21 protein-coding genes are annotated in these 23832 nt (G+C 34.1%); 20 read left to right on the top strand and 1 reads right to left on the bottom strand.

What is annotated here, in order from left to right; genetic code table 11:
- The 19 genes from Q5O30_RS07190 to Q5O30_RS07100 form a co-directional block, all read left to right on the top strand.
- Nucleotides 1-1112, top strand: a 1112-nt coding sequence (locus Q5O30_RS07190) for an aminoacetone oxidase family FAD-binding enzyme (protein WP_302674634.1), incomplete at its 5' end; no start/stop codon positions are given.
- Nucleotides 1109-2692, top strand: coding sequence for an NAD(P)/FAD-dependent oxidoreductase (locus tag Q5O30_RS07185; protein WP_021953077.1), 1584 nt, complete (start codon nt 1109-1111; stop codon nt 2690-2692). The genes Q5O30_RS07190 and Q5O30_RS07185, both read left to right, overlap by 4 nt.
- A gap of 72 nt (nt 2693-2764) precedes the next feature.
- Nucleotides 2765-3964, top strand: coding sequence for a hypothetical protein (locus Q5O30_RS07180; RefSeq protein ID WP_021953076.1), 1200 nt, complete (start codon nt 2765-2767; stop codon nt 3962-3964).
- A gap of 1 nt (nt 3965) precedes the next feature.
- Nucleotides 3966-4178, top strand: coding sequence for a DUF896 domain-containing protein (locus Q5O30_RS07175; protein WP_021953075.1), 213 nt, complete (start codon nt 3966-3968; stop codon nt 4176-4178).
- A 6-nt stretch (nt 4179-4184) separates the two neighbouring features.
- Entirely contained in the window at nt 4185-4739 is a 555-nt protein-coding gene (locus Q5O30_RS07170; protein ID WP_021953074.1) for a 5-formyltetrahydrofolate cyclo-ligase, read from the top strand.
- A gap of 14 nt (nt 4740-4753) precedes the next feature.
- On the top strand, nt 4754-6160 hold the full coding sequence (miaB, locus tag Q5O30_RS07165) for a tRNA (N6-isopentenyl adenosine(37)-C2)-methylthiotransferase MiaB (RefSeq protein WP_021953073.1): 1407 nt from the start codon (nt 4754-4756) through the stop codon (nt 6158-6160).
- A gap of 1 nt (nt 6161) precedes the next feature.
- A complete protein-coding gene (mutS, locus tag Q5O30_RS07160) occupies nt 6162-8852 on the top strand; it encodes a DNA mismatch repair protein MutS (RefSeq protein ID WP_021953072.1) in 2691 nt (896 codons plus the stop codon).
- A gap of 18 nt (nt 8853-8870) precedes the next feature.
- Nucleotides 8871-10748, top strand: coding sequence for a DNA mismatch repair endonuclease MutL (mutL, locus tag Q5O30_RS07155; RefSeq protein WP_021953071.1), 1878 nt, complete (start codon nt 8871-8873; stop codon nt 10746-10748).
- A 12-nt stretch (nt 10749-10760) separates the two neighbouring features.
- Entirely contained in the window at nt 10761-11717 is a 957-nt protein-coding gene (gene miaA, locus Q5O30_RS07150; RefSeq protein ID WP_021953070.1) for a tRNA (adenosine(37)-N6)-dimethylallyltransferase MiaA, read from the top strand.
- Nucleotides 11713-13005 (top strand): aminotransferase class I/II-fold pyridoxal phosphate-dependent enzyme, encoded by a 1293-nt coding sequence (locus Q5O30_RS07145; RefSeq protein ID WP_370553114.1) that lies wholly within the window; start codon nt 11713-11715, stop codon nt 13003-13005. The genes miaA and Q5O30_RS07145 overlap by 5 nt, the downstream gene beginning before the upstream one ends.
- Before the next feature lie 132 nt (nt 13006-13137).
- Nucleotides 13138-13824: a DNA repair protein RadC gene (gene radC, locus Q5O30_RS07140; protein ID WP_021953068.1), complete on the top strand. Its 687-nt coding sequence runs from the start codon at nt 13138-13140 to the stop codon at nt 13822-13824.
- A gap of 24 nt (nt 13825-13848) precedes the next feature.
- Nucleotides 13849-14883, top strand: a complete 1035-nt coding sequence (locus Q5O30_RS07135; RefSeq protein ID WP_021953067.1) for a rod shape-determining protein — start codon at nt 13849-13851, stop codon at nt 14881-14883.
- 43 nt (nt 14884-14926) lie between these two features.
- The gene (gene mreC, locus Q5O30_RS07130) at nt 14927-15778 is read left to right on the top strand and encodes a rod shape-determining protein MreC (protein WP_021953066.1); all 852 of its coding nucleotides are present in this window, start codon (nt 14927-14929) and stop codon (nt 15776-15778) included.
- A 24-nt stretch (nt 15779-15802) separates the two neighbouring features.
- Nucleotides 15803-16336 (top strand): rod shape-determining protein MreD, encoded by a 534-nt coding sequence (mreD, locus tag Q5O30_RS07125; protein WP_021953065.1) that lies wholly within the window; start codon nt 15803-15805, stop codon nt 16334-16336.
- Nucleotides 16326-19163 (top strand): penicillin-binding transpeptidase domain-containing protein, encoded by a 2838-nt coding sequence (locus tag Q5O30_RS07120; protein WP_021953064.1) that lies wholly within the window; start codon nt 16326-16328, stop codon nt 19161-19163. The genes mreD and Q5O30_RS07120 overlap by 11 nt, the downstream gene beginning before the upstream one ends.
- A 67-nt stretch (nt 19164-19230) precedes the next feature.
- Nucleotides 19231-20028, top strand: coding sequence for a septum site-determining protein MinD (minD, locus tag Q5O30_RS07115; protein WP_021953063.1), 798 nt, complete (start codon nt 19231-19233; stop codon nt 20026-20028).
- The gene (gene minE / locus Q5O30_RS07110) at nt 20025-20270 is read left to right on the top strand and encodes a cell division topological specificity factor MinE (protein ID WP_021953062.1); all 246 of its coding nucleotides are present in this window, start codon (nt 20025-20027) and stop codon (nt 20268-20270) included. Before minD ends, minE begins: the two co-directional genes overlap by 4 nt.
- Nucleotides 20271-20294: 24 nt before the next feature.
- The gene (locus Q5O30_RS07105; RefSeq protein WP_021953061.1) at nt 20295-21443 is read left to right on the top strand and encodes an FtsW/RodA/SpoVE family cell cycle protein; all 1149 of its coding nucleotides are present in this window, start codon (nt 20295-20297) and stop codon (nt 21441-21443) included.
- Between the two features lie 105 nt (nt 21444-21548).
- A complete protein-coding gene (locus Q5O30_RS07100; RefSeq protein ID WP_021953060.1) occupies nt 21549-21947 on the top strand; it encodes a methylglyoxal synthase in 399 nt (132 codons plus the stop codon).
- A 113-nt stretch (nt 21948-22060) separates the two neighbouring features.
- Here Q5O30_RS07100 and Q5O30_RS07095 read toward each other — a convergent pair whose 3' ends face one another.
- A complete protein-coding gene (locus Q5O30_RS07095; protein WP_021953059.1) occupies nt 22061-22276 on the bottom strand; it encodes a DUF378 domain-containing protein in 216 nt (71 codons plus the stop codon).
- A 132-nt stretch (nt 22277-22408) separates the two neighbouring features.
- On the opposite strand from Q5O30_RS07095, the gene Q5O30_RS07090 reads away from it, so the two are divergent.
- Complete coding sequence (locus tag Q5O30_RS07090; protein ID WP_021953058.1) at nt 22409-23827, top strand: HlyD family efflux transporter periplasmic adaptor subunit; 1419 nt, start codon at nt 22409-22411, stop codon at nt 23825-23827.
- Nucleotides 23828-23832: the final 5 nt, after the last annotated feature.

Genomic DNA, 23832 nt, shown 5'->3' with positions numbered 1-23832 from the left:
GTGGTCATAAGGTAACGGTTATAGAGCACGAAAACAAGCCGGGAAAGAAAATAAACGTAACCGGTAATGGAAAATGTAACATTACAAACAGTGCTCTTACACCGGATAAATATTATGGCAATAAAGATTTTATAAACAACGTAATAGAAAGATTTAATTATAAAGATGCTCTTAATTTTTTTGAAAATATGGGAGTTTATTGTTATGAAAAAAACGGCTTTTATTATCCTTTAAGTAATCAGGCTGTTACGATTACTAATGCACTTTACAATGAAGCATTGTCTTTAGGGGTTACAATAAAAACAAATAATAATGTGAAAAGTGTAACAAAAAAAGATGATGGCTTTGTACTGGATATAGGAATTGATTTATTTTGTGACAAATTAATAATTGCAACAGGGGGAATGGCGGCACCTAAAACAGGTAGTGACGGTAGCGGATATGAATTAGCAAAAGCCTTAGGTCACACCATTGTTAAGCCTTGTCCTGCACTTACAGCCTTAGTATGTGATGAAAAGTTAAAAAAGGCATCAGGTGTAAGGGTGAAGGCAAAGGTACAAATTAAAGATAAAAACATAAAGGATTTAGGGGAACTTCAGGTTACAGACTATGGAATATCCGGTATTCCGGTATTTAATATAAGCAGGAGTGTTAATGAGAAAGAAAATGTAATTATTGATTTTGCTCCTGATTATACATATGACGAAGTGAAAATATTATTGGAAAAAATCCTTAAAAGAAGAGATAAAATGCCGGTATTAACGGCACTTAACGGATTGTTTAACGAAAAGCTGGCAGCTGTATTTCTTAAGGAAATAAAACTGCAAAGTAATGTTAAATGTACTGATGTTATAGATAAAATTACTATGTTATGTGATACTATAAAGTCCTTTGAAGTTACCGTAAAGCGAAAAAAAGGATTTGATTTTTCTCAGGTAACATCAGGAGGGGTTAATACTTCTGAAATTAATAGAGATACAATGGAATCCCTTATTTGTCCTAATCTTTATTTTGCAGGAGAAATAATTGATGTTGACGGAAGATGCGGTGGTTATAATCTTCAGTTTGCCTGGAGTAGCGGATATATAGCAGGAGAAAGTATAAGTAAATGAAGTTTTTAAAGGTTTCAAATATAAAGTTGAGTATAGATGAAAAGGAACAGAAGGCATTTGAAAAAGCTATAAAAATAGCAGGAATACATAGTGACGACGTAATAGAAAAAAAGATATTAAAATATTCCATTGATGCCAGAAAAAAGCCGGAAATCAACAAGATTTATACGGTTTTATTTAAGGTAGAAAACTATAATAAAACAAGAAAAAACGTTACGGTGACAGATAAGGAAAAAAAGTATGATTTTGCTCCCACAGGAACCTGCTCCATAAACAAAAGACCGATAATTGTGGGATTTGGGCCGGCAGGAATGTTTTGCGGATATATGCTGGCAAAGTATGGTTACAAGCCTATAATTATTGAGCGTGGAAGCAGAGTGGATGAGCGCATTAAAAAAGTAAATGCTTTCTGGAATGGTGAAAAACTGGATACTTCCTGTAATGTGCAGTTTGGAGAAGGTGGCGCAGGAACTTTTTCAGATGGAAAGCTTAACACAGGTATTAAAGATAAAGAAAACAGAATCGGTTTTGTATTAAATACCTTTGTTAAATTTGGCGCTAATCCTAAAATTGAATATGATGCAAAACCACATATTGGAACGGATGTTTTAAGCGAAGTTGTAAAAAATATGCGTCATGCCATTGAAGATATGGGAGGAACCTTTTATTTTGACACTACAGTTAGTGAAATCCTGTTAAAAAATGGCAGGGTTAATGGGCTTAAATTGTCAAATGAAGAAGTAATTGATACGGATATTTGTTTATTGGCAATAGGACATAGTGCCAGAGATACTTTTGAGATGCTTAACAGACTAAACATCCCTATGGAAGGAAAGCCTTTTGCCATGGGAGTAAGGGTTGAACATCCCCAGAAAATGATAAATAAAAGCCAGTATGACTTTGAAGACAATAGGTTAGGAGCTGCAAATTATAAGCTTACTTACAAAACAAAAAAAGACCGTGGAGTATATTCGTTTTGTATGTGCCCCGGTGGCTTTGTGGTAAATGCTTCATCAGAGGAAAAGGAGATAGCAGTAAACGGCATGAGCTATTCTAAAAGAGACGGCGAAAATGCCAATAGTGCTATAGTTGTGGCATTATCACCCAAGGATTTTAGAAGCAGTCATCCATTGGCAGGAATGTGGCTTCAAAGAGATATAGAAAAGGCTGCCTATAAACAGGGAAAGGGCAATATTCCCCTGCAAACATATGGGGATTTTAAGAAAAAAATAAAGTCAGAGAAAATTGGAAAGATTATTCCTCAAATTAAGGGGGAATACACTATGGCGGATATTAATAAGGTATTACCGGATTTTGTGTGTGAAGCCTTAGTGGAAGGCATTGATTATTTTGGAAAGGTAATTGATGGATTTAACAATGAAGATACTGTTTTATCAGCACCGGAAAGCAGAACTTCATCTCCTGTAAGAATTATCAGAAATGATGATTTTGAATCAGAAATCAAGGGGCTATATCCAATAGGAGAAGGTGCAGGATATGCCGGAGGAATAACATCTGCGGCAATAGATGGAATTAAGGCATTTGAGGCATTGGCAAAAAAATACAGACCTTTGCAATAATGACTTTTTTGAAAAAATGTAGTATTATATAAAGATGTGTTAAATGTAGAAACATTGTTAAGGAGAGGCATTATGAATATACGTTTTTTGGCGCAGTCAGAATACTTTAACGGATTACATTTAAAAGATGATATTATTTTGGAAAAGGAATATGAACAGGGTCCTTTTACTAATCTGCCAAAGGTGAGATATTTTCTGTATTATCTTGAGGAAAATGTAAGAAAGGAAGTTATGCCATATACTGACAAGGTAGATGTTTTTAATATTACCAATTGTCAGTATGAATCAGATTATCTGTATTTTACTGAGTACACTGATATGTTAGACGGCGGCTACACTTTTAATATTATAAGATATAATATAACAGACCATACTCATACAAAGATTATTTCTCTAAAGGACAATATTAATTTGTATCCTGACAATAAGCAGATAAAAATCTTTATTTTAGATGAGTCAAATCTGATTATTCAAAGAGCTCTTCCAAAGGTAAGTGCCAATGGACTGTTAAAGGAATTTTTTGATTTCACCTTGGTTTTATTTGATTTTGTTAAAAATAAGCAGATTGTAATTGAAGACGAAAATCTGAAAAATAACGGTATTGAGTTTGTCCTTCCATACAATGAGACAAACTGCATAATGAAAACGGGATATTCGGTTTTTGAAAACGACAGACATTTAAACCTTGAGAAGGAAGAGGCAGCTGTTGAGAACCTTATAATTGTAAACATTAAGCAGTTTATCAGTGATTTAAAGTTAGAACAGCAAAATATGGTTATGAATTCCATAGACCAGGCTTACTATGATACAACGGTAATTAATGCAAAAATTATTGATAATTTTTTGATTTATTCAAAGTTTAACTATGAAAAAAATGATGAAATAATTGTTTTTTACGATTTAACTTCAAAAAAGGAAGAAGAGAAAATTTATACCTGCATTAATAAAACCACAACAGGGGAGTATCTTCTTAAAAATGCAACAGTTATAGATAATAAGCCTTATATGATTAAGAAAAATTCTTCAGGCACCCAGTTCTTTAACTTAATTACAAATGATGTGGATGCAACATATCCTGAGGATTTAAATATAAAATTTGTAAATAACAACACGGTTATTTCAACATTTGCAGATAGAACTTTATTTGGCAAGGAAATTAAGTTAGTGGGAATACATAAGTTCCCGTCAAAGAAAATTATTTTACAGGAAAGGGGAGAATATATAGGCAGTGTTGCTTCTAACAACGAGACTACATATATATTCCTAAAATAAAATGGACAAAAACAAAATTAACAGAATTAATGAATTATATAAAAAGTCAAAGACAACAGGACTTACTGAGGCTGAAAAGGAAGAACAGCAGAAACTTAGAACAGAATATAGAATGGCAATTATTGGTAATTTAACAGGAGAGCTTAATACCATGAGTATTAAGTATCCTGACGGAACAATTAAAAAAGTACAGCCTAAAGGGGATGGACATTAATTTAAAATGATAACAAAAGACTCTTTACGAAAAGAAATACAAAATAAAAGAAAAGAAATGCCTAAAAATCAGGTAGACATATTAAGTAAAAAGATATGTGAAAGATTAATAGACAGTTCCGTTTACAGGGAAGCTAGGTCGGTGTTTTGCTATAATTCCATAAGAAATGAAGTGGATTTATCATTTCTTATAGAAAAGGCAATTGCAGATGGAAAGAGGGTTTCTCTGCCCAAGGTTCTTGATAAGGCAGGCATTATGAAGTTTTATGCCATTGACAGGTTATCAGGGCTTAAAAAGGGAGCTTATGGAATATTTGAGCCTGATGAAAAAAATGAAGAAACTACGGCTGATTTAATATTAGTTCCGGGAGTGGTTTTTTCTGAAAGTGGTGACAGAATAGGTCAGGCAGGAGGCTTTTACGACAGATACCTTAAGGATTACCCTATTAAGTCTGTGGGAATATGCTATGATTATCAGATTTTTGAGGAAATACCCACAGAGGACCATGATGTGAAAATGTATCATATTATTAGCGAAAAAAGATTTATAAATATTAATTAAAACAGGAGATTAGAATGAGTTTTACTAACGAGACGGAAAAGCAGAAATATTATATACAGAAATGTAAGGAATTAGTGAAAATAAAAGAACAGCAATATGGCAGAAAACTTTCAGCATGTGTTGTCACTTTCGGCTGTCAGATGAATTTTAAGGATTCAGAGAAACTGATGGGTATACTTAGTGAAATAGGTTACGAAGAAACTGACGATGAACATGCTGATTTGGTGTTGTATAATACTTGTACCGTAAGGGAGAATGCCAATTTAAAGGTATATGGAAGGTTAGGCTATCTTTCAAAGATAAAAGAGAAGAATCCTGAAATGATTATAGGTTTGTGTGGATGTATGATGCAGGAGCCACAGGTAGTTGAAAAGTTAAATAAAAGTTATAGATTTATTGATATAATTTTTGGAACCCACAACATATTTTTGCTGGCGCAGCTTTTATACGAGAGACTTATAAGCGGACACAAGGTTGAAGATATATGGGATGGAACAACGGAAATAGTTGAGGAGCTTCCAACAGTTAGAAAGTATGACTTTAAATCCGGCGTAAACATTATGTACGGCTGTAACAATTTTTGCAGTTACTGTATTGTTCCCTATGTAAGAGGCCGGGAAAGAAGCAGAAATCCAGAAGATATTATTGATGAAATTAAGCAGTTAGTAGCTAACGGTGTTGTGGAGATAATGCTTTTAGGTCAAAATGTTAATTCATATGGAAAGACTCTTGAAAATCCCATAACCTTTGCACAGCTTTTACAGCGGATAGAGGATATTGAGGGACTTAAGAGGATTAGATTCATGACTTCCCATCCAAAGGATTTGTCAGATGAATTAATAAAGGTTATGGCGAAATCAAAGAAAATATGTAAGCAGATGCATTTGCCCCTTCAGTCTGGAAGCAGCCGTTTACTTAAAATCATGAACCGGCATTATAACAAGGAACAATATTTAACCCTTGTGGAAAAATTAAGAAAAGAAATACCGGATATTGGTATTACAACAGATATTATAGTGGGATTTCCGGGAGAAACAGAAGAAGACTTTGAAGAAACCCTTGATGTTGTAGAAAAGGCACAGTATGATTCAGCCTTTACATTTATATATTCTAAACGTTCCGGAACACCTGCTGCAAAAATGCCTGACCAGGTGCCGGAGGATGTTGTAAAAGATAGATTTGACAGACTTTTAAGTTTGGTAAATAGCATCTCAAAAGAAAAAACAAAAGCTTTAGAAGGTAGTGTTCAGGAAGTTTTGGTAGAAGAAGTAAATAAAAAAATTCCGGGATATGTTTCAGGAAGATTAAGCAACAATTCAGTTGTACATTTTCCGGCTGATGTATCTCTAATCGGAAGTCTTGTAAATGTTAAATTAGAAGAAGCAAAAGGTTTTTACTATATGGGAGAAATGGTGGATTAATATGGCTTTACCACAGATGATGCAGGACGTATGGGATAATCACTTAAGTGAACTTACGCCTATGATGAAAATGTATTTAGAAACAAAAAAGCAGAATGATGACTGTATAATATTTTACCGTTTAGGGGATTTTTATGAAATGTTTTTTGACGATGCAATAACAGCATCAAAGACTATGGAAATTACCCTTACGGGAAAAAGCTGTGGATTAAAGGAAAGGGCACCTATGTGTGGTGTCCCATATCATGCAGTGGATACTTATATAAATAAGTTAGTTACAAGAGGATATAAAGTCTGCATAGTTGAACAGACTGAAGACCCGGCACAGGCAAAGGGTCTTGTTAGAAGAGAGGTTGTAAGAATTGTCACACCGGGAACTAACTTAAATACCACGGCAATGGATGAGGGAAAGAATAATTATCTTATGTCCATTGCTTATGTAGGGGGAAAATTTGGTATTTCAATAGCAGATGTAACTACAGGAGATTACTATGTTACGGAAGTGGCAACTGAAAGAAATGTTTTAGATGAAATAAACAAGTTTACCCCTAGTGAAATAATATGTAATCACTCATTTTTAATGTGCGGTATGGATATAGAAGATATAAAAAATCGTCTATCCATATCTGTTTTTGAGTTAGAGGAATGGTATTTTGATGAGGAAAACTGTTCAGATATTCTTAAAGAACATTTTAATATAATAGACTTATCAGGGCTTGGTATTTCTGAAATGAGTTTAGGAATTATTGCCTCAGGCTCACTTCTTAAATATCTTTATGAAACTCAGAAAAATTCCCTTTCACATTTGTCTAAGCTTATTCCGTACTCTACTAGTACCTTTATGATTTTAGACACTTCCACAAGAAGAAATTTGGAACTGTGTGAAACTTTAAGGGAAAAGCAAAAAAGAGGTTCCCTGCTGTGGGTTCTTGATAAAACAAAAACTGCCATGGGAGCAAGAACTTTAAGAAATTATATTGAGCAACCCTTAATAGATAAAGAAGAAATTATAAACAGACAAAAGGTGATTGAGGAGCTTAACAATTCCCTTATTACCCGTGATGAACTTAGGGAATATCTTGCTCCTATTTATGATTTGGAAAGATTACTTAGCAAAATTTCCTACAGGTCTGCAAATCCAAGGGATTTAATTGCATTTAAAACATCATTGGAAATGTTACCTCATATTAAGAACATCATAAAAGATTTTAAGTCTCCACTGTTTCTTGATATATTAGGCAGATTAGATACATTAGAGGACATAACAAAGCTTATTGCTGAATCAATAAATGATGACCCTCCTATTAATATTAAAGAAGGTGGAATAATCAGAAGTGGCTACAATGAGGAAATTGATAAATTAAGAAGTGCCAAAACAGAGGGTAAAACATGGTTAGCTCAGCTTGAAGCAGATGAAAAGGAAGCTACAGGCATTTCTAAGTTAAAAATTAAATATAACAAGGTTTTCGGATATTATATTGAAGTTTCAAATTCATTTAAGGATTTAGTGCCGGATTATTATATTAGAAAACAAACCCTTACTAATGCAGAAAGATACACTACAGATAAGTTAAAGGAACTTGAAGAGGTTATTGTAGGGGCAGAGGACAAGCTGTTTTCTCTTGAATATAATATATTTACGGCTATTCGTGATGAAATATTTAACCAAATAAACAGAATACAGCAGACTGCAAAGGCAGTGGCTCAAATTGATGTTTTTGCATCCCTTGCCTTTGTTGCTGAAAGAAATCATTATGTGAAGCCGAAAATAAATGAAAAGGGTGTAATCGACATAAAAGACGGAAGACATCCTGTAGTAGAGAAAATGATTCCTGAGAATATGTTTATAGCTAATAACACATATCTGGACATGAATCATAACAGATTATCCATTATTACAGGTCCTAACATGGCAGGAAAATCTACATATATGAGACAGACGGCACTGATTGTGCTAATGGCTCAAATAGGGTCATTTGTTCCTGCCAGTGAAGCTAATATATCCATATGTGATAAGATTTTCACAAGAGTGGGGGCTTCAGATGATCTGGCAAGTGGTCAAAGTACATTTATGGTGGAAATGACAGAGGTGGCTAACATATTAAGAAACGCCACATCAAAGAGCCTTTTGATTTTAGATGAAATAGGAAGAGGAACTAGTACCTTTGATGGATTAAGTATAGCATGGGCTGTTGTTGAACATATTTGTGACAAGAAAATTCTTGGGGCAAAAACATTGTTTGCAACCCATTATCATGAACTTACGGAGTTAGAGGGAACGCTGCCGGGAGTTAACAATTACTGCATAAGCGTTAAGGAGCAGGGAGATGATATTGTATTCCTTAGAAAAATCGTAAAAGGTGGAGCAGATAAAAGTTATGGTATTCAGGTGGCAAAATTAGCGGGAGTTCCTGACAGTGTATTAAACCGTGCAAAACAGCTGGTGGTGGAATTAAGCAATGCGGATATTTCCGCAAAGGCAAAGGATATTGCTGCGGGACTTCAGCCGGGAAGTAATGTTTTACCGGGAATAAATGATGATGCGGAAGCACATCAGATGACCTTATTTGATACTATTAACGGTGATGAAATTATAAAAGAAATTGAGGAACTAAATTTAGGTGAAATGACACCTATAGAGGGACTTAATTATTTATTTAAGCTACAAAATCAGTTGAAAAACAGATGGTAGTTATTTTAGGAGTGTTACATGAAGAAAATTCAGGAACTTGACCAAAGTACAATTAATCAGATTGCGGCAGGAGAAGTGGTTGAAAGACCTGCATCGGTAGTAAAGGAATTGTTGGAAAATGCCATTGATGCAGGCTCTACAATGATTTCCGTTGAAATAGAAGACGGCGGACTGTCTCTTATCCGAATAACGGATAATGGCATGGGTATTGACCCGGGAGATATAAGAATTGCATTTAAAAGGCATACTACCAGTAAGATTAGAACTGCCGTGGATTTATTAAGTGTATCATCCCTGGGATTTAGAGGTGAAGCTTTGTCAAGTATAGCTGCTGTATGTCAGGTAGAACTTATTACAAAAACTGCTGAAAACCTTACAGGATACAGGTACAAAATTGAAGGTGGAAAAGAAACACTGTTTGAGGAAATTGGTGCGCCGGAAGGTACAACTTTTATTGTAAAAAATATATTCTTTAACACTCCTGCTAGAAGAAAATTTTTAAAAACAGCCCAGACAGAGGCAGGATATGTTTCAGACATTGTGGAAAAAATTGCCCTTTCACATCCGGAAATATCCATTAGTTTTAAAAGCAACAGACAGTTAAAAATCCATACTGCAGGAAATGGCAATTTGAAGGATGTCATATATAATGTTTATGGTCGTGAAATTACCGGTAATGTAATTGAAATAAATCAGGAAAATGATTTTATGAAAATGACAGGATACATTGGAAAGGCAATAATATCAAAGGGAAACAGAACCTTTGAAAATTATTTTATAAATGGCAGATATATAAAAAGTAACATTCTTTCTAAAGCCATTGAGGCGGGTTACAAATTTATACTAATGCAGCATAAGTACCCTTTCACTGTATTAAATTTTGAAATTAATCCGGAATATCTGGATGTAAATGTTCATCCGTCAAAGATGGAACTTAGATTTAGAAAAGGTGAAAGTATATATCCCTGGGTGGAGGAATGTATTAACAATGCCTTAATTGAAAAACCGAATATTATTGATGTTGAATTAGAAAAAATCAAGGAAATACAGGATGAAATTAAATATGTTCCTGAGCCCTTTGAGATAAACAGACAGCATATTGAAGAAGCAAAGGCTTTAAGTGTAAATAGTCAAAGCAATGGCAGTACTAATTATCAGACACCGGATCACGTTTTAGGTGATTTGCCTGAGCATTTAGATGTAGGGGAAGATAATAATTACAAGGCAAATACAGACAGGGTGGCTGTTACACCTAAAAATAATATGGTTCAGCAGCAAATCACGGAGGTTTATGATGATTTCTTAAGTGAGGTGGCTAAGCCTAAGCATAGAATTATAGGGCAGGTGTTTAAAACATACTGGATTATTGAATACGAGGATAAAATGTATATTATAGACCAGCATGCTGCCCACGAAAAAGTAATGTTTGAGTCTCTCATGAAGAAATTTCATGAAAAAAACATAAGCACTCAGTTTATTAATCCACCAATAATTCTTTCTCTTTCCATGAACGAGGCTGCATTGTTAGAGAAATATATGGGGCATTTTAAGGAAATAGGATTTGAAATTGAGCATTTTGGCGGGCAGGATTACGCAGTAAGGGGTGTGCCTTCAGATTTGTATTCCTTAGATAGTGAAGAGGTATTAATGGAAATAATTGATAATCTTTCTAATGAAAATGCAAAGCTTGTGGCAGACAGCATTACAGACAAAATTGCATCCATGTCCTGTAAGGCTGCGGTAAAGGGAAACAGCAATATGTCATTTAACGAGGCTGATGCATTAATTACCCAGCTACTTGCCCTTGAAAATCCGTATAACTGTCCTCATGGAAGACCAACAATTATTTCCATGAGCAAATACGAGCTTGAAAAGAAATTTAAACGAATAATTTAAGGAAAAATAGCAATGAAGAAGAAACTTATTATTGTTACAGGTCCCACAGCTGTAGGGAAGACAGAATTAGCCATTGACTTAGCTAATAAGGTTAATGGTGAAATTATAAGTGCTGACTCAATACAGGTATACAGATATATGGATATAGGCTCTGCGAAGGTTTTACCGTCGGAAACTAAGGGAATAAAGCACCATCTTATTGATGTATTAAATCCCGATGAGGAGTTTAACATTCATACATTCCAGCAAATGGCAAAGGAGTGTATGGAGGACATATATAAGCGGGGAAAGATTCCCATTATTGTGGGAGGAACGGGATTTTATATTCAATCTGTTCTGTATGATATAAAATTTGATGAAACAGGAAATGAACATGAATACAGAAAAGAATTTGAGGAACTTGCAGCACAAAAAGGAAATCAGTATATTCATAACATGCTAAGAAGCATTGACCCGGTTTCTGCTGACAATATTCATTATAACAATTTAAAACGTGTAATAAGAGCATTAGAGTATTTTTATGAAACAGGAAAACGTATGTCAGAGCATAATGAACAGCAGCATGAAAATGAATCACCATACAATTTTGTTTATTTTGTTTTAAACGATGACAGGGATGCCCTTTATTTCAGAATAAATAACAGAGTAGACAATATGATTAAAGAAGGTCTTTACGATGAAGTAAAGGGTATTCTTGATTTAGGATATAGTGAAGATTTAACCTCCATGCAGGGAATCGGATACAAGGAAATGGCACAATGTGTAAATGGGAACATAAGCCTTGAAGATGCCATTTATCAGATAAAATTAAATACAAGGCATTTCGCTAAAAGGCAATTGACATGGTTTAGAAGGGAAAGAGATGTTACCATGATAAATATTAATGAGTTTGCATATAACAGACAGAAAGTTTTAGATGAAATGCTTATGATTTTGGAAAAAAGAAACATAATAAGAAAAGAGGATTAAAATGGCAGACATTAAGGAAATGTATAAAAACTTCGGCATTTCAGAGGATGTGTATGATTATTCAGTTAAAATTACAGATGCTTTGAAACAAAGATTTCAAGAAATAGACATAATTGCAGAGTACAATCAGTTGAAGGTGGTTAATGCCATGCAGAAAAATCAGGTATCAGAGGCGCATTTTGCCCAGACTACCGGATATGGATATAATGATTTAGGAAGGGATACTTTAGAAAAGGTATATGCAGATATTTTTCATACGGAAGATGCTTTGGTAAGACCACAGATAACCTGTGGAACTCATGCATTAGGTCTGGCACTTTCCGCTAACTTAAGACCCGGAGATAAAATGGTTTATATTTCAGGTAAGCCTTATGATACTTTAGAAGAGGTAATTGGAATAAGGGAATCAAAGGGAAGCTTAAGGGAGTATGGAGTTACATACGATCAGGTGGATTTACTTGATAACGGAGATTTTGATTTTGACGGAATAAAAAATAAGCTTACCTCTGATGTTAAATTAGTTGGAATACAACGGTCAAAGGGATATGCCACACGACCTACACTGTCAGTGAAAAAAATAGGTGAAGCAGTTTCTTTTGTAAAAAGCATTAACCCGGATATAATTGTAATGGTTGATAATTGTTACGGTGAGTTTGTGGAAACCATAGAGCCTTCTGATGTAGGGGCAGATATGGTGGTTGGCTCATTAATAAAAAATCCCGGAGGAGGACTTGCTCCAATAGGTGGATATATATGCGGAACAAAGAACTGCGTGGAAAATTGTGCCTACAGACTTACAACACCGGGACTGGGGAAGGAAGTTGGAGCTAATCTTGGAGTTATGACTTCATTTTATCAGGGCTTGTTTTTAGCACCTACAGTTGTGGCATCAGCTTTAAAAGGAGCCATTTTTGCGGCAAATTTATTTGAAAAATTCGGATTTAAGGTAATACCTGACGGAAAAGAAAGCAGACATGACATTATTCAGGCTATAGAGTTTGGTAAGCCTAAGGCAGTAATTGCCTTTTGCAAAGGAATACAGGCTGCTGCACCTGTGGATAGCTATCTTACACCGGAACCTTGGGATATGCCAGGATATGATGCACCGGTTATAATGGCCGCCGGAGCATTTGTTTCCGGATCATCTATTGAACTTAGTGCAGACGGACCTATAAAACCGCCTTACGCAGTGTATTTTCAGGGTGGCCTTACATGGCAGCATGCAAAGCTTGGCATACTTAAGGCATTCCAGAATATGGTAGATGACGAATTAATTCATTTAGTATAAGTTTTTGTTATTATTTGCCTTTTATTGTAAAAAACGTATACACATAATTTTTATTGTGTTACAATATCATATGCTTTGAGTTCTAAATTTATTTATATTTTACTTTGTACCTGGAGATGAAGAAAGGAAGATATGAATAAAATTAAAGATATGCCAAAAAGTGAGCGACCATATGAGAAATGTTTTGAAAATGGTCCTGAAACATTGTCAGACTGTGAACTTTTGTCTGTTATTTTAAGGACGGGAGTTAAGGGAAGCAGTGCATATGATTTGGCAAAAGAAATTATTACGCAGCAGGGAGATGGTACTAATCTCCTGAAAATAATGCATACTACAAAGGAAGAGCTTTTGCACATTAAAGGTGTGGGAATGGTAAAGGCAGTTCAGATTTTATGTATTGGTGAACTGGCAAAGAGAATTGCGTCAATGCCTTTTGTGGATAATGTGAAGTATGATTCACCGAAGAAAATCGCCGGATATTACATGGAAAGGCTAAGACATTTAGAACAGGAAACTTTACATGTTATGTTTCTTGATACTAAATGTAAGCTGATTAAAAGTAAGGAGATTACAAAGGGAACCATTGACAGGTCCATGATTTCCCAGCGGGAAATTTTTGTGGAAGCACTAAAATGTAATGCAGTAAATATTGTGCTGGTGCATAATCATCCCAGCGGTGAACCTACACCCAGCAGGGATGATATTAGAAGTACAAAAAAGATAAAAGAAGCAGGCGATATGGTAGGAATAAGACTTTTAGACCATATCATTATTGGAGATAATAAATTCTCAAGTTTAAGGGAATTGAAAGTTATATAGAAATTCAACTTGAAGGGATATACTATGAGTCGTAGCGTTTTTGGTATTGATTTTGGTACAAGTAATATAAAAATATATAATGGAATTACTAGAACCACTTTAAATGAAAAAAATATTATTGCCATTAAGAATAAGGACATTTTATTTGAAATTGGCGATGAAGCCTATAAAATGTATGAGAAGGCACCTGAAAATATTCAGGTTATTTTCCCTATTAAATACGGGGTTATAGCTGATTTGAAAAGCATGAAAATGCTTTTTGAACAGTTTTATAAGAAAATGACAGGACCTAGAGGCAGCAAAATGGGAAGATTCTGTATAGCTGTTCCGGCAGATATTACGGAAGTTGAAAAAAGAGCTTTCTATGATGTTGTTGCCAAATCAGACATAAAGGCAAGAGAAATCAAAATAGTGGAGAAGCCTATAGCAGATGCCGTAGGTCTTGGTATTGACATGACTAGTTCCAGAGGTAACATGATTATTAATATTGGAGCTGACACTACGGAAATATCAGTTATTTCATTAGGTGGAATTGTTGTAAGCCGAATTATAAAATTAGGTGGCAACAGACTTGATCAGATGATTTGTGATGTGGTAAAGCGTAAATACAATATTTTAATTGGTTTAAAAACTGCCGAACAGATTAAGAAAACATTATCAGATGCCATGTATGATGAAGATAATGAAGAGGAGGGTGATGACATTTTATATGTTTATGGAAGAAATGTTATTACTGGTCTTCCTTCTGAACGTGGAGTTTCTAAGGACACCATATATGAGGCAATTAAGCAGTTCTTTGATGATATTACAGATTCCATTAAGAATCTTTTAGAGAGAACACCGCCTGAATTGTCAGCAGATATTATAGATACAGGTATTTTCCTTACAGGAGGATCTTCTTCAATTAAAAATTTAGATAAACTCATTGCAAAGGAGACAGATCTTAAGGTTAATACAGTTGAAAATGCAGAGGATTCAGTTATAAGAGGCATATCAATTATTATGTCTGATTCAAGATACAGGAAACTTATGTATGAGCCAAGAGAAAGCTCATTTTAACAGTTACAGTTACAATTTTTATTATTATATATAGGATGAAACAATGAAAAGACAATCAAAATTTAGTGTAAAACCAAAGATTTTAATATTTGTTCTGACGTTAGTATGTATTGCGTCCCTTATTTTGTCATTTGCTTTTTCAGGTTTTTCAAAACCTTTTAAAGCTGTAGCCGGTGTGGCTGTAGTTCCTCTTCAAACAGGAATTAATAACATTGGCGGATGGATTACTGACAAGGAAGAGCTTTTAAAAACAGTAAAAGAGTTAAAAAGCAGTAATTCCAAGCTAAAAAAACAGGTGGATGAGCTTACTCAGGAAAACAGCCTTTTAGCCCAGAACAAATATGAACTTACAAGACTTAGGGAGCTTTTAAAACTAGATGAGGATTATTCACAATATGAAAAAGTGGCTGCTAATGTCATTGGAAAGGATACGGGAAATCTTTTTGACATCTTTATTATTAACAGAGGTTCAGATGACGGTATTCAGGTGGATATGAATGTTATAAGTGGAGGCGGTCTTGTAGGTATTGTTTATGATGTTGGAAAAAACTATGCAAAGGTACGGTCCATAATTAATGATGAAAGTAGTGTAAGCGTTTCCTTTGCCAATACTTCAGATACAGGAATTGCCAGTGGTGATTTAAAACTTATGGAAGATAACGTTATGAATATCACAGAGGTATCTAAGGATGCAAAAATAGCTGAGGGAGATATGGTTGTCACATCACAAATTAGTGATAAGTTTCTTCCAAACATCTTAGTAGGGTATCTTACAAAAATATCCAAGGATGCCAGTGGGCTTACCCAGTCAGGTCAGATGAAACCTGTTGTGGATTTTGAACATATAAGTGAAGTTTTGGTAATTAAGCAACTTAAAGAGGAATTGAAAGATTAATTAATGGTATTGTAGGAAATAATTATGAAATATAGAATAATTAAAATATTAATAACAGGTGGAATTATTACATTGTCATTTGCCCTGCAAAGTTCTTTTTCACTGTTAAATTACAGAAGCGTGGCAACTCCAAATCTGCTTTTAATTACGACATGCATATTTGGATTTATGAGGGGCTGTAATTACGGAAGTGTAACAGGATTGTTTTGCGGACTGTTAGTAGACATATTTTTTGGAGATGTAATAGGTTTATATGCCCTTATATACATGTATGTGGGATTTTTCGGTGGTTTGTTTAAGAAAATGTTTTACAGTGACCACGTATTTATGCCTTTATTGCTGGTGTTTTCCGGTGATTTTGCATACAATATGGGCTGTTATACATTTAGACTGCTGTTGAGAAACAAGTTGGATTTCTCATATTATTTCTGGAACATTTTCTTTCCGGAAATGATTATTACCACATTTGTAACCCTTATAGTTTACAAGTTATTTTATTTATTAAACGAAAAAGTATTAACACAAAAACAGGAGAATAAATTAAGTTTTGATAGGTGATTTTTTATATACGGTATCTAAAATAATTAAATCAAGAATATTCATTGTAAGTTTAATCATTATCGCTTTGTTTTCAACTTTGCTGTACAGAGTATTTGATTTACAGATTGTAAATGAAAATTACTATATGAGTACATATATCCAGCAGGCGGAGAGAACTGTTTACACTCAGGGAACCCGTGGAAAGATATATGATGTTAACGGAAAAGTTTTAGCTTATGATGAATTAGCATATACGGTAAGAATGGAAGATAAGCTTGACAGTTCTAATGAAAAGAACCAGCTTATGAATGACATTGTTTACAAGGCAATTAATGTTATAGAAAAGTATGGCGATAAGGTTATTGTGGATTTCCCTATAATCTTAGATCAGGATGGAAAGTGGAAAGAGAATTTCTCTTCAGATGCTGCAAAGAAGCTTTTTCTTAAAAATATATTCGGAGAAAAGATGAAATATAAGGATAGGGATTTTTCCAATGCATCTGCAGGGGAACTTATTTCTCACCTTAAAAATGTATTCTTTGAGGTTAAGTTAGATGTTGATGACGAAATGCTTCTTAAGATTTTGTCCATCAGATACAATGTTTTTGCCAATTCTTATCAGAAGTATGTTGGTGTAACCATTGCAAAGGACATTAATGAAAAAACTGTTGCTGCCATTTATGAAAATGAGGCAGATTTAACAGGTGTTATGGTAGAAGAAAAAACTGTAAGAAAATACAATGACAGTGAATATTTTGCACCAATTTTAGGATACACAGGAACTATTTCCGATACACAGATTGAAGAATATGATAAAAAAGGTAAAACATATACTTCCAGTGATATTGTGGGAAAGGCAGGAATCGAATCTTCTTTTGAAAAGTATCTTCAGGGAAAACATGGCGAAGAAAAAATATTTGTAGATAATACAGGTAAGAAACTTAGCACTATTTCTAAGAAAGATTCAAAAGCAGGAAAAGATGTATATCTTACCATTGATTCTAAACTTCAGAAAGCTGTTTATACTATGCTTGAAAAAAGGATAGCATCTATCCTTATATCAGAAATTCAAAATTATGACATAGATGAAGATCAGGAAACTGACGAAAAAATACACAACATTTCAGTTAAGAAGGTTTATGCCCAGTTAATGACTAATAATGTTGTAAGTATTAAGCATTTAGCAAAGAAAAGTACACCTAATGAGAACAGGGTTTACAGTAAATATAAGGACAGTGTTAAAGTGGCTGTTGCAGAATTAAAACAGCAGTTAAGCTCAAAAAATGGCAAGGTTTATAATGATTTAAGTAAGGAATATCAGAAGTATTACGATTATATATATGATTTATTAAAGAATGACGGAATACTTCTCACATCTGTTATTGACACAAAAGACGAAACCTACAATAAATATGTTGACGGAAAAATCAGCATGAATGAGTTTATAAGATATGCAATTAAACAAAACTGGATTAGTCTTGATAATTTAGATGTAAAGGATTCTTATTTATCAACAGAGGAGACTTATGATTTAATTACAAAGTATATTATTTCTGATTTAAGGAAAAATACGTCCTTTGGTAAGGAAGTTGTATATTATCGCATATTTGACGGAACTATTTCCGGCAGCGAAGTATGTATGCTTTTATATGATCAGGGAGTTTTAAAGAAGGATGAAGCAACATACAGCAGACTTTCAACATATGACACATATTATACTTATACATTTATTATAAATCAGATTCAGAAGTTAAATATTACACCGGCACAGCTGGCATTAGATCCGTGTTCCGGTTCAGTAGTAATAACTGACCCGTCAACAGGAAAGGTTAGGGCATTGGTTACTTATCCAAGTTATGATAACAATATGCTTTCTGGTTCAGTGGATCCTGATTATTGGGCTAAGTTAGTAGATGATCAGTCAGAACCTCTTTATAACCGTGCAACCCAGGGAGCCTCCGCACCGGGTTCAACATTTAAAATGTGTACAACAATGACAGCCATGGAAGAAGGGATTATTTCTCAGGGCGATACTGTTGTGGATGAAGGTGAGTTTAAGAAAATCACTCCATCACCTAAATGTTGGATATTTACCTCAGGTGGCGGTGCAACTCACGGTAGTATAAATGTTATGCAGGCACTGGCGCAGTCATGTAACTATTTCTTCTATGAAATGGGATACAGATTGGGAACTAACAGTAAGGGTAACTATGATAGTGCCTTAGGTCTTAGTAAAATAGAAAAATATGCCAAGGTTTTAGGACTTGATATGAAGTCAGGTGTGGAAATTACTGAAAGAGATCCGCATTTTTCAACGGAAAGTGCTGTCCATTCAGCTATCGGACAGGGTAGTAATGCTTATACACCGGTGCAGCTGGCAAGATATGTTTCAACAATTGCTAATGGTGGAAAGAATTACTCTCTTACATTGTTAGACAAGGTGGTTTCATCTAAAGGTAAAACCGTCCTTAAAAAGAAGTCAAAGCTTACAAATACAGTAGATGCTTCTGGTAGTACATGGGACGCAATTCATACAGGAATGCGTGAAGTTATTACTGAAGGTACTGTTTATAAATATTTTAAAGATACAAAAATTAATATTGCAGGTAAGTCAGGTACGGCGCAGGAAAACAAGAAGCGTAATTCCCATGCTTTGTTTGTTGCATATGCTCCATATGATAATCCGAAAATAGCAACATCTGTTGTTATTCCTTTTGGTAACTCATCCCATGACTCTGCAGAGCTTGCAAAGAACGTTATTCAGTATTATTATGGTGAAATTACTGATAAGGATGTTAAGAAGAATGTTAAAAAGGATGATTCTAATAATGTAACCCAGGATTAAAAGCCTAGGTTATGACTCCTGAATAAAATACAAAAGATAGTATATTATTTTATTTTAGGAGGAAGAAATGGGAGAAGTAATAGTTGTTACATCAGGTAAAGGCGGTGTTGGAAAAACAACAATTACCGCAAATTTAAGTATTGCCCTGGCAAAAATGGGAAACAGTGTTTTAGCCATTGATACAGACATTGGACTTAGAAATCTAGATGTTGTTATGGGACTTGAAAATTACATTGTATACAATCTCGTAGACGTTATTGAAGGCAATTGCAGGCTGAAACAGGCAATAATAAAGGACAGAAAACATAGTAATCTTTATCTGCTGCCCAGTGCCCAGTCAAGGGACAAGGATGCAGTTACAAGGGAGCAGATGATAGAGCTTACAGCCTGTTTAAAGGAAGAGTTTGACTATGTTATTATCGACTGCCCCGCAGGAATTGAACAGGGCTTTAAGAATGCCATAGCAGGCGCTACAAAGGCTATTGTAGTTACTACCCCGGAGGTTTCATCCATAAGGGATGCAGACCGTATTATCGGACTTTTGGAAAAAGATGGAATTGAGCCTATATATCTTTTGGTAAATAAATTACGTCCGGAGCTTATCAGACGTGGAGATATGATGTCCAGTGAAGATGTGGTGGATATATTAGGTACTGAAATTATCGGATGTGTAAATGATGATATAAATGTTGTTATTGCCACAAACAGAGGTGAGGCTGTGGTTGACTTAAACACGGTTTCAGGAAAGTCCATAACAAAAATTGCTGAAAAACTCTGTGGAGTAAGAGGAACAGAAGATAAAACAGAAAGCAGAATTTCTTTTTGGTTTATCAGAAATATTTTTAGCAGGGGGGAGTCCAGATGATTTTTAGTAGGTTATTCTATAGAAAACGTTCAGGCAAAGTTGCAAGAGAGAGACTACAGATTTTATTAGTTACTGACAGATTAGGATGTAATCCTGATACCACAGAGGCTATTAAGAATGATATAATAAAAGTAATAACAAAGTACATAGACATCGATGTAGAAAACTGCCATATAGAGATACAGCATGAAAAAGGACCGTGTCTTATGGCTAATATACCAATTAAGGAAATTAAAATTTAACAATTATAATTGAGGTTACAGTTAATGTTTAGAAAAATACGAAATACAATAAAAAGTTACAAATTATCTAATTTTAAGTTTAGATTACTTATATATGTTATTTCTATTACAGTCATTGGAATTTTATGTATAGGTAGTGCTACTGAAGGGGAGAATTTTCAAACTAAACAGATAGTAGGTCTGGCGCTGGGATTAATAGCGATTTTGGTATTATCATTTATTAGCTATAAATTAATTTTCAAGTTTTACTGGGCCATATACCTTGTTACATGTACCCTGCTTCTTTTGGTACTGGCAGTTGGTACTGTAAATAAAGGTGCTAAAAGATGGATTAATTTAGGCTTTACAGAGTTTCAGCCGTCGGAAATTACAAAAATATTTTTAATAATATTTATTGCCACGTACCTTTATAAAAGGCGTGAAACCCTTGATACCTTTAAGACATTAGGTGGTGCAGTTTTGTTTTTAGGCGCTCCAATGGTACTTATATTGGCACAGCCCGACTTATCAACAACTATTGTAATAGCAGTAACCATGGCAGCTATATTGTTTTTATCAGGAATTAACCATAAAATTGTAACTGCAGTTATTGTAATTGCAATACCGGTATTTTGTATTTTCGGATATTTTGTTGTTCAGCCGGATACAGGAAAGAAAATATTAAGTGAATATCAGTATAACCGTATTGTAGGTTTCTTCCAGGACGATAATGAAACAGCCAAAAAGATACGATATCAGCAGGAAAATTCCCTTTTGGCAATTGGTTCAGGTGGTTTAACAGGAAAGGGATTATATAATAATACGGTAACATCAGTTAAAAACGGTAAACTCCTTTCAGAGTCACATACAGACTTTATTTTTACAATAGTAGGTGAAGAGCTGGGATTTGTTGGAGCGGCTGCAGTAATTCTTTTGTTATTTATGATTGTTCTTGAGTGTTTTATAACAGGCTCCAGAGCCCCCACGTTTTCCGGAAAGCTGTTTTGTTTCGGATTTGGGGTGTTGATTGCAATTCAATCCTTTGTAAATATTGCAGTTGCTACATTCTTATTGCCTAATACAGGTGTGACCCTGCCTTTTGTAAGTTATGGTCTTACATCGCTTCTTAGTATGTATATTGGTGTGGGAATAGTTCTAAATATTGGATTACAACGGACGAAAGCAAGAGTTTAAGAATTAAATAAACAAATTTTTTTGAAAAAATTTTAAATTTAACATAATTTTTGTGGAAGTTTTGGAAATATTTAGGTATACTATTCTTATGGAATGGAGGATAATATGAACATCGGATTAATAGCACATGATTCAAAAAAGAAATTAATGCAGAATTTTTGTATTGCGTATAGAGGAATTTTATGTCAGCACTCATTGTTTGCCACAGGAACTACAGGCAGACTTATTGAGGAAGCTGCCAACTTATCAGTTTATAAATATTTAGCAGGTCACTTAGGAGGAGAACAGCAAATGTGCTCCCAGATAGAGCAGAACGATTTGGATTTGCTTATTTTTCTTCGTGATCCTTTTAACCCAAAATCACATGAGCCTGATATTCACAAGGCAGTCAGACTGTGTGATATGCATAATATTCCTTTAGCAACAAATATTGCAACTGCAGAGCTACTGATTAAATCACTTAACAGAGGAGATTTAGAGTGGCGTGAAATTTACAAAAATTAGTAAATATTTAAATAAAACATCCATATATTATAGATTTAAACTATAGTATATGGATGTTTTATTACTGTTTGTCTTATAAGCTTATAAAGTATGTTTAAAACACTTAAGAAATATTATCTGTTTTCGCCAAAAGAGCATACTCTGCCAAAAAGACTAATGGTATACAAGCCGGATATTCCAACTATGGCATATACAATTCTTGAAAGCCATGTCATCTGACCAAAGAGAAAAGCTACAAGGTCAAACTTAAAAAAGCCGATTAGTCCCCAGTTAATGGCACCGATAATAACAAGTGTCAGTACAAAATAATCAAAACCTTTAGATTTCATGTATTTACCTCCTTTAATGACTGCTATTATTTTTTCCAAAATAAAAAAAATAATACATTTAAAAATGTTTTAAAATATTGACTTAGTAATAAGAATATTAGATAATGAAAATTGAATTTTAGGAGAAACATAATGGAAAAGCAAAAAAGAAAAAGAAAAAAAAAGGTAGTTAAATTTAACTCACCTATTAGCATAAATATAGGAATAGTTGTATTTGGTCTTATACTTGTTTACATATTGATAAATGCTGTTATTTACTTTACAACAGAAAAAACAAAATATTATGAGGTTGTTACAGGGTCAAATGCAAAGGGAATTAACACTTCCTACGTTGGTATAGCAATGAGAAATGAAATAATTGAATATGCTAATCAGACAGGTTATGTTGATTATTTTATCAGGGAGGGCTCCCGTGTTTCAAAAAATTCCACCTTGTATAGTATTGATTCCACAGGAAATTTAAATCAGCTACTGTCAAAGGCAGGAGAGGATTACTCTAATATGACAGATGAAAACATGCAGACGATTTCCAATTTGCTGTATGATTATAGCAACAATTATGACGACATGGATTTTTCTGATGTTTATGATTTTAAAAGTACATTAAAGGGTTCCATTGTGGACTTGCTTAATATGAACTCGTTACAACAGTTAGCAAAGAAAAACGGTGGAAATTTTGCCATAGAAAAGTCAGCTGCTACAGGAATTGTTCTTTACAGGGTTGATGATTTTGAAACGTTAACGTCAAAAAAACTAAAGGCATCAATGTTTGATAAATCATTATATAATTCAGCTTTATTTTCGTCAGGAGATAAAATAGAAAAAGGCGCACCGGTTTACAAGACCATCAATTCCGATGAATGGAGCATAGCAGTTCAGTTGACTAAAAAGACTGCCCGTGAATACAAAAAAGAGGCAAAGGAAAGAAAGTCTGATTATGCTAATATAAAAATAAAATTTTTAAAAGACGGTTTAAATACCACTGCCAACATCAAGGTAGTCAGAGGCACTGATAAAAAATATTATGGAGTAATTACTCTTTCAAAATATGTTGTTAGATATGCTACAGACAGATATATTGATATTGAAATTGTCAATACTCCAAAAAACGGATATAAGGTGCCAAAGTCATCTATCGTATCAAATGATTTGTATGTTATTCCGGCAAAATACAGTACAAAGGGAAAGAATGACAATAATGTAGGCTTTAACGTTCAAAGCAGTGACAGAAACAAGGGAGAATCTAAGATATATTATCCTCCTATTGCATATGCAGATGATGAGAATTATTATGTATCCAGGTTGTATTTTAATGACGGAGAAGTTATTACGAAGCCTGACTCTCACGAAACATATGTTATAGGTCATACCAGAAAGTTTATGGGTGCCTATAATATAAACAATGGTTATACTGTTTTTACCGTGGTATCTATTTTAGACAGCACAGATGAATATAACATTATTAAGATTATGGATTATAGCCTGAAGATTTATGACCGAATTGTATTAGATGCATCTAAGGTGACGGAAAATCAGGTTATTTACCAATAGATATA

Source organism: Eubacterium sp. CAG:161 (assembly GCF_000432355.1).
GTDB lineage: Bacteria > Bacillota > Clostridia > Lachnospirales > Lachnospiraceae > Eubacterium_G > Eubacterium_G segne.
This window is presented reverse-complemented; position numbering and strand designations above follow the sequence as displayed.

Excerpts from the sequence above, each read along its gene's own strand:
- Q5O30_RS07185 (WP_021953077.1), top strand. The coding sequence starts at position 1,109 with ATGAAGTTTTTAAAGGTTTCAAATATAAAGTTGAGTATAGATGAAAAG.
- Q5O30_RS07180 (WP_021953076.1), top strand. The coding sequence starts at position 2,765 with ATGAATATACGTTTTTTGGCGCAGTCAGAATACTTTAACGGATTACAT.
- Q5O30_RS07175 (WP_021953075.1), top strand. The coding sequence starts at position 3,966 with ATGGACAAAAACAAAATTAACAGAATTAATGAATTATATAAAAAGTCA.
- Q5O30_RS07170 (WP_021953074.1), top strand. The coding sequence starts at position 4,185 with ATGATAACAAAAGACTCTTTACGAAAAGAAATACAAAATAAAAGAAAA.
- miaB (WP_021953073.1), top strand. The coding sequence starts at position 4,754 with ATGAGTTTTACTAACGAGACGGAAAAGCAGAAATATTATATACAGAAA.
- mutS (WP_021953072.1), top strand. The coding sequence starts at position 6,162 with ATGGCTTTACCACAGATGATGCAGGACGTATGGGATAATCACTTAAGT.
- mutL (WP_021953071.1), top strand. The coding sequence starts at position 8,871 with ATGAAGAAAATTCAGGAACTTGACCAAAGTACAATTAATCAGATTGCG.
- miaA (WP_021953070.1), top strand. The coding sequence starts at position 10,761 with ATGAAGAAGAAACTTATTATTGTTACAGGTCCCACAGCTGTAGGGAAG.
- radC (WP_021953068.1), top strand. The coding sequence starts at position 13,138 with ATGAATAAAATTAAAGATATGCCAAAAAGTGAGCGACCATATGAGAAA.
- Q5O30_RS07135 (WP_021953067.1), top strand. The coding sequence starts at position 13,849 with ATGAGTCGTAGCGTTTTTGGTATTGATTTTGGTACAAGTAATATAAAA.
- mreC (WP_021953066.1), top strand. The coding sequence starts at position 14,927 with ATGAAAAGACAATCAAAATTTAGTGTAAAACCAAAGATTTTAATATTT.
- mreD (WP_021953065.1), top strand. The coding sequence starts at position 15,803 with ATGAAATATAGAATAATTAAAATATTAATAACAGGTGGAATTATTACA.
- minD (WP_021953063.1), top strand. The coding sequence starts at position 19,231 with ATGGGAGAAGTAATAGTTGTTACATCAGGTAAAGGCGGTGTTGGAAAA.
- minE (WP_021953062.1), top strand. The coding sequence starts at position 20,025 with ATGATTTTTAGTAGGTTATTCTATAGAAAACGTTCAGGCAAAGTTGCA.
- Q5O30_RS07105 (WP_021953061.1), top strand. The coding sequence starts at position 20,295 with ATGTTTAGAAAAATACGAAATACAATAAAAAGTTACAAATTATCTAAT.
- Q5O30_RS07100 (WP_021953060.1), top strand. The coding sequence starts at position 21,549 with ATGAACATCGGATTAATAGCACATGATTCAAAAAAGAAATTAATGCAG.
- Q5O30_RS07095 (WP_021953059.1), bottom strand. The coding sequence starts at position 22,276 with ATGAAATCTAAAGGTTTTGATTATTTTGTACTGACACTTGTTATTATC.
- Q5O30_RS07090 (WP_021953058.1), top strand. The coding sequence starts at position 22,409 with ATGGAAAAGCAAAAAAGAAAAAGAAAAAAAAAGGTAGTTAAATTTAAC.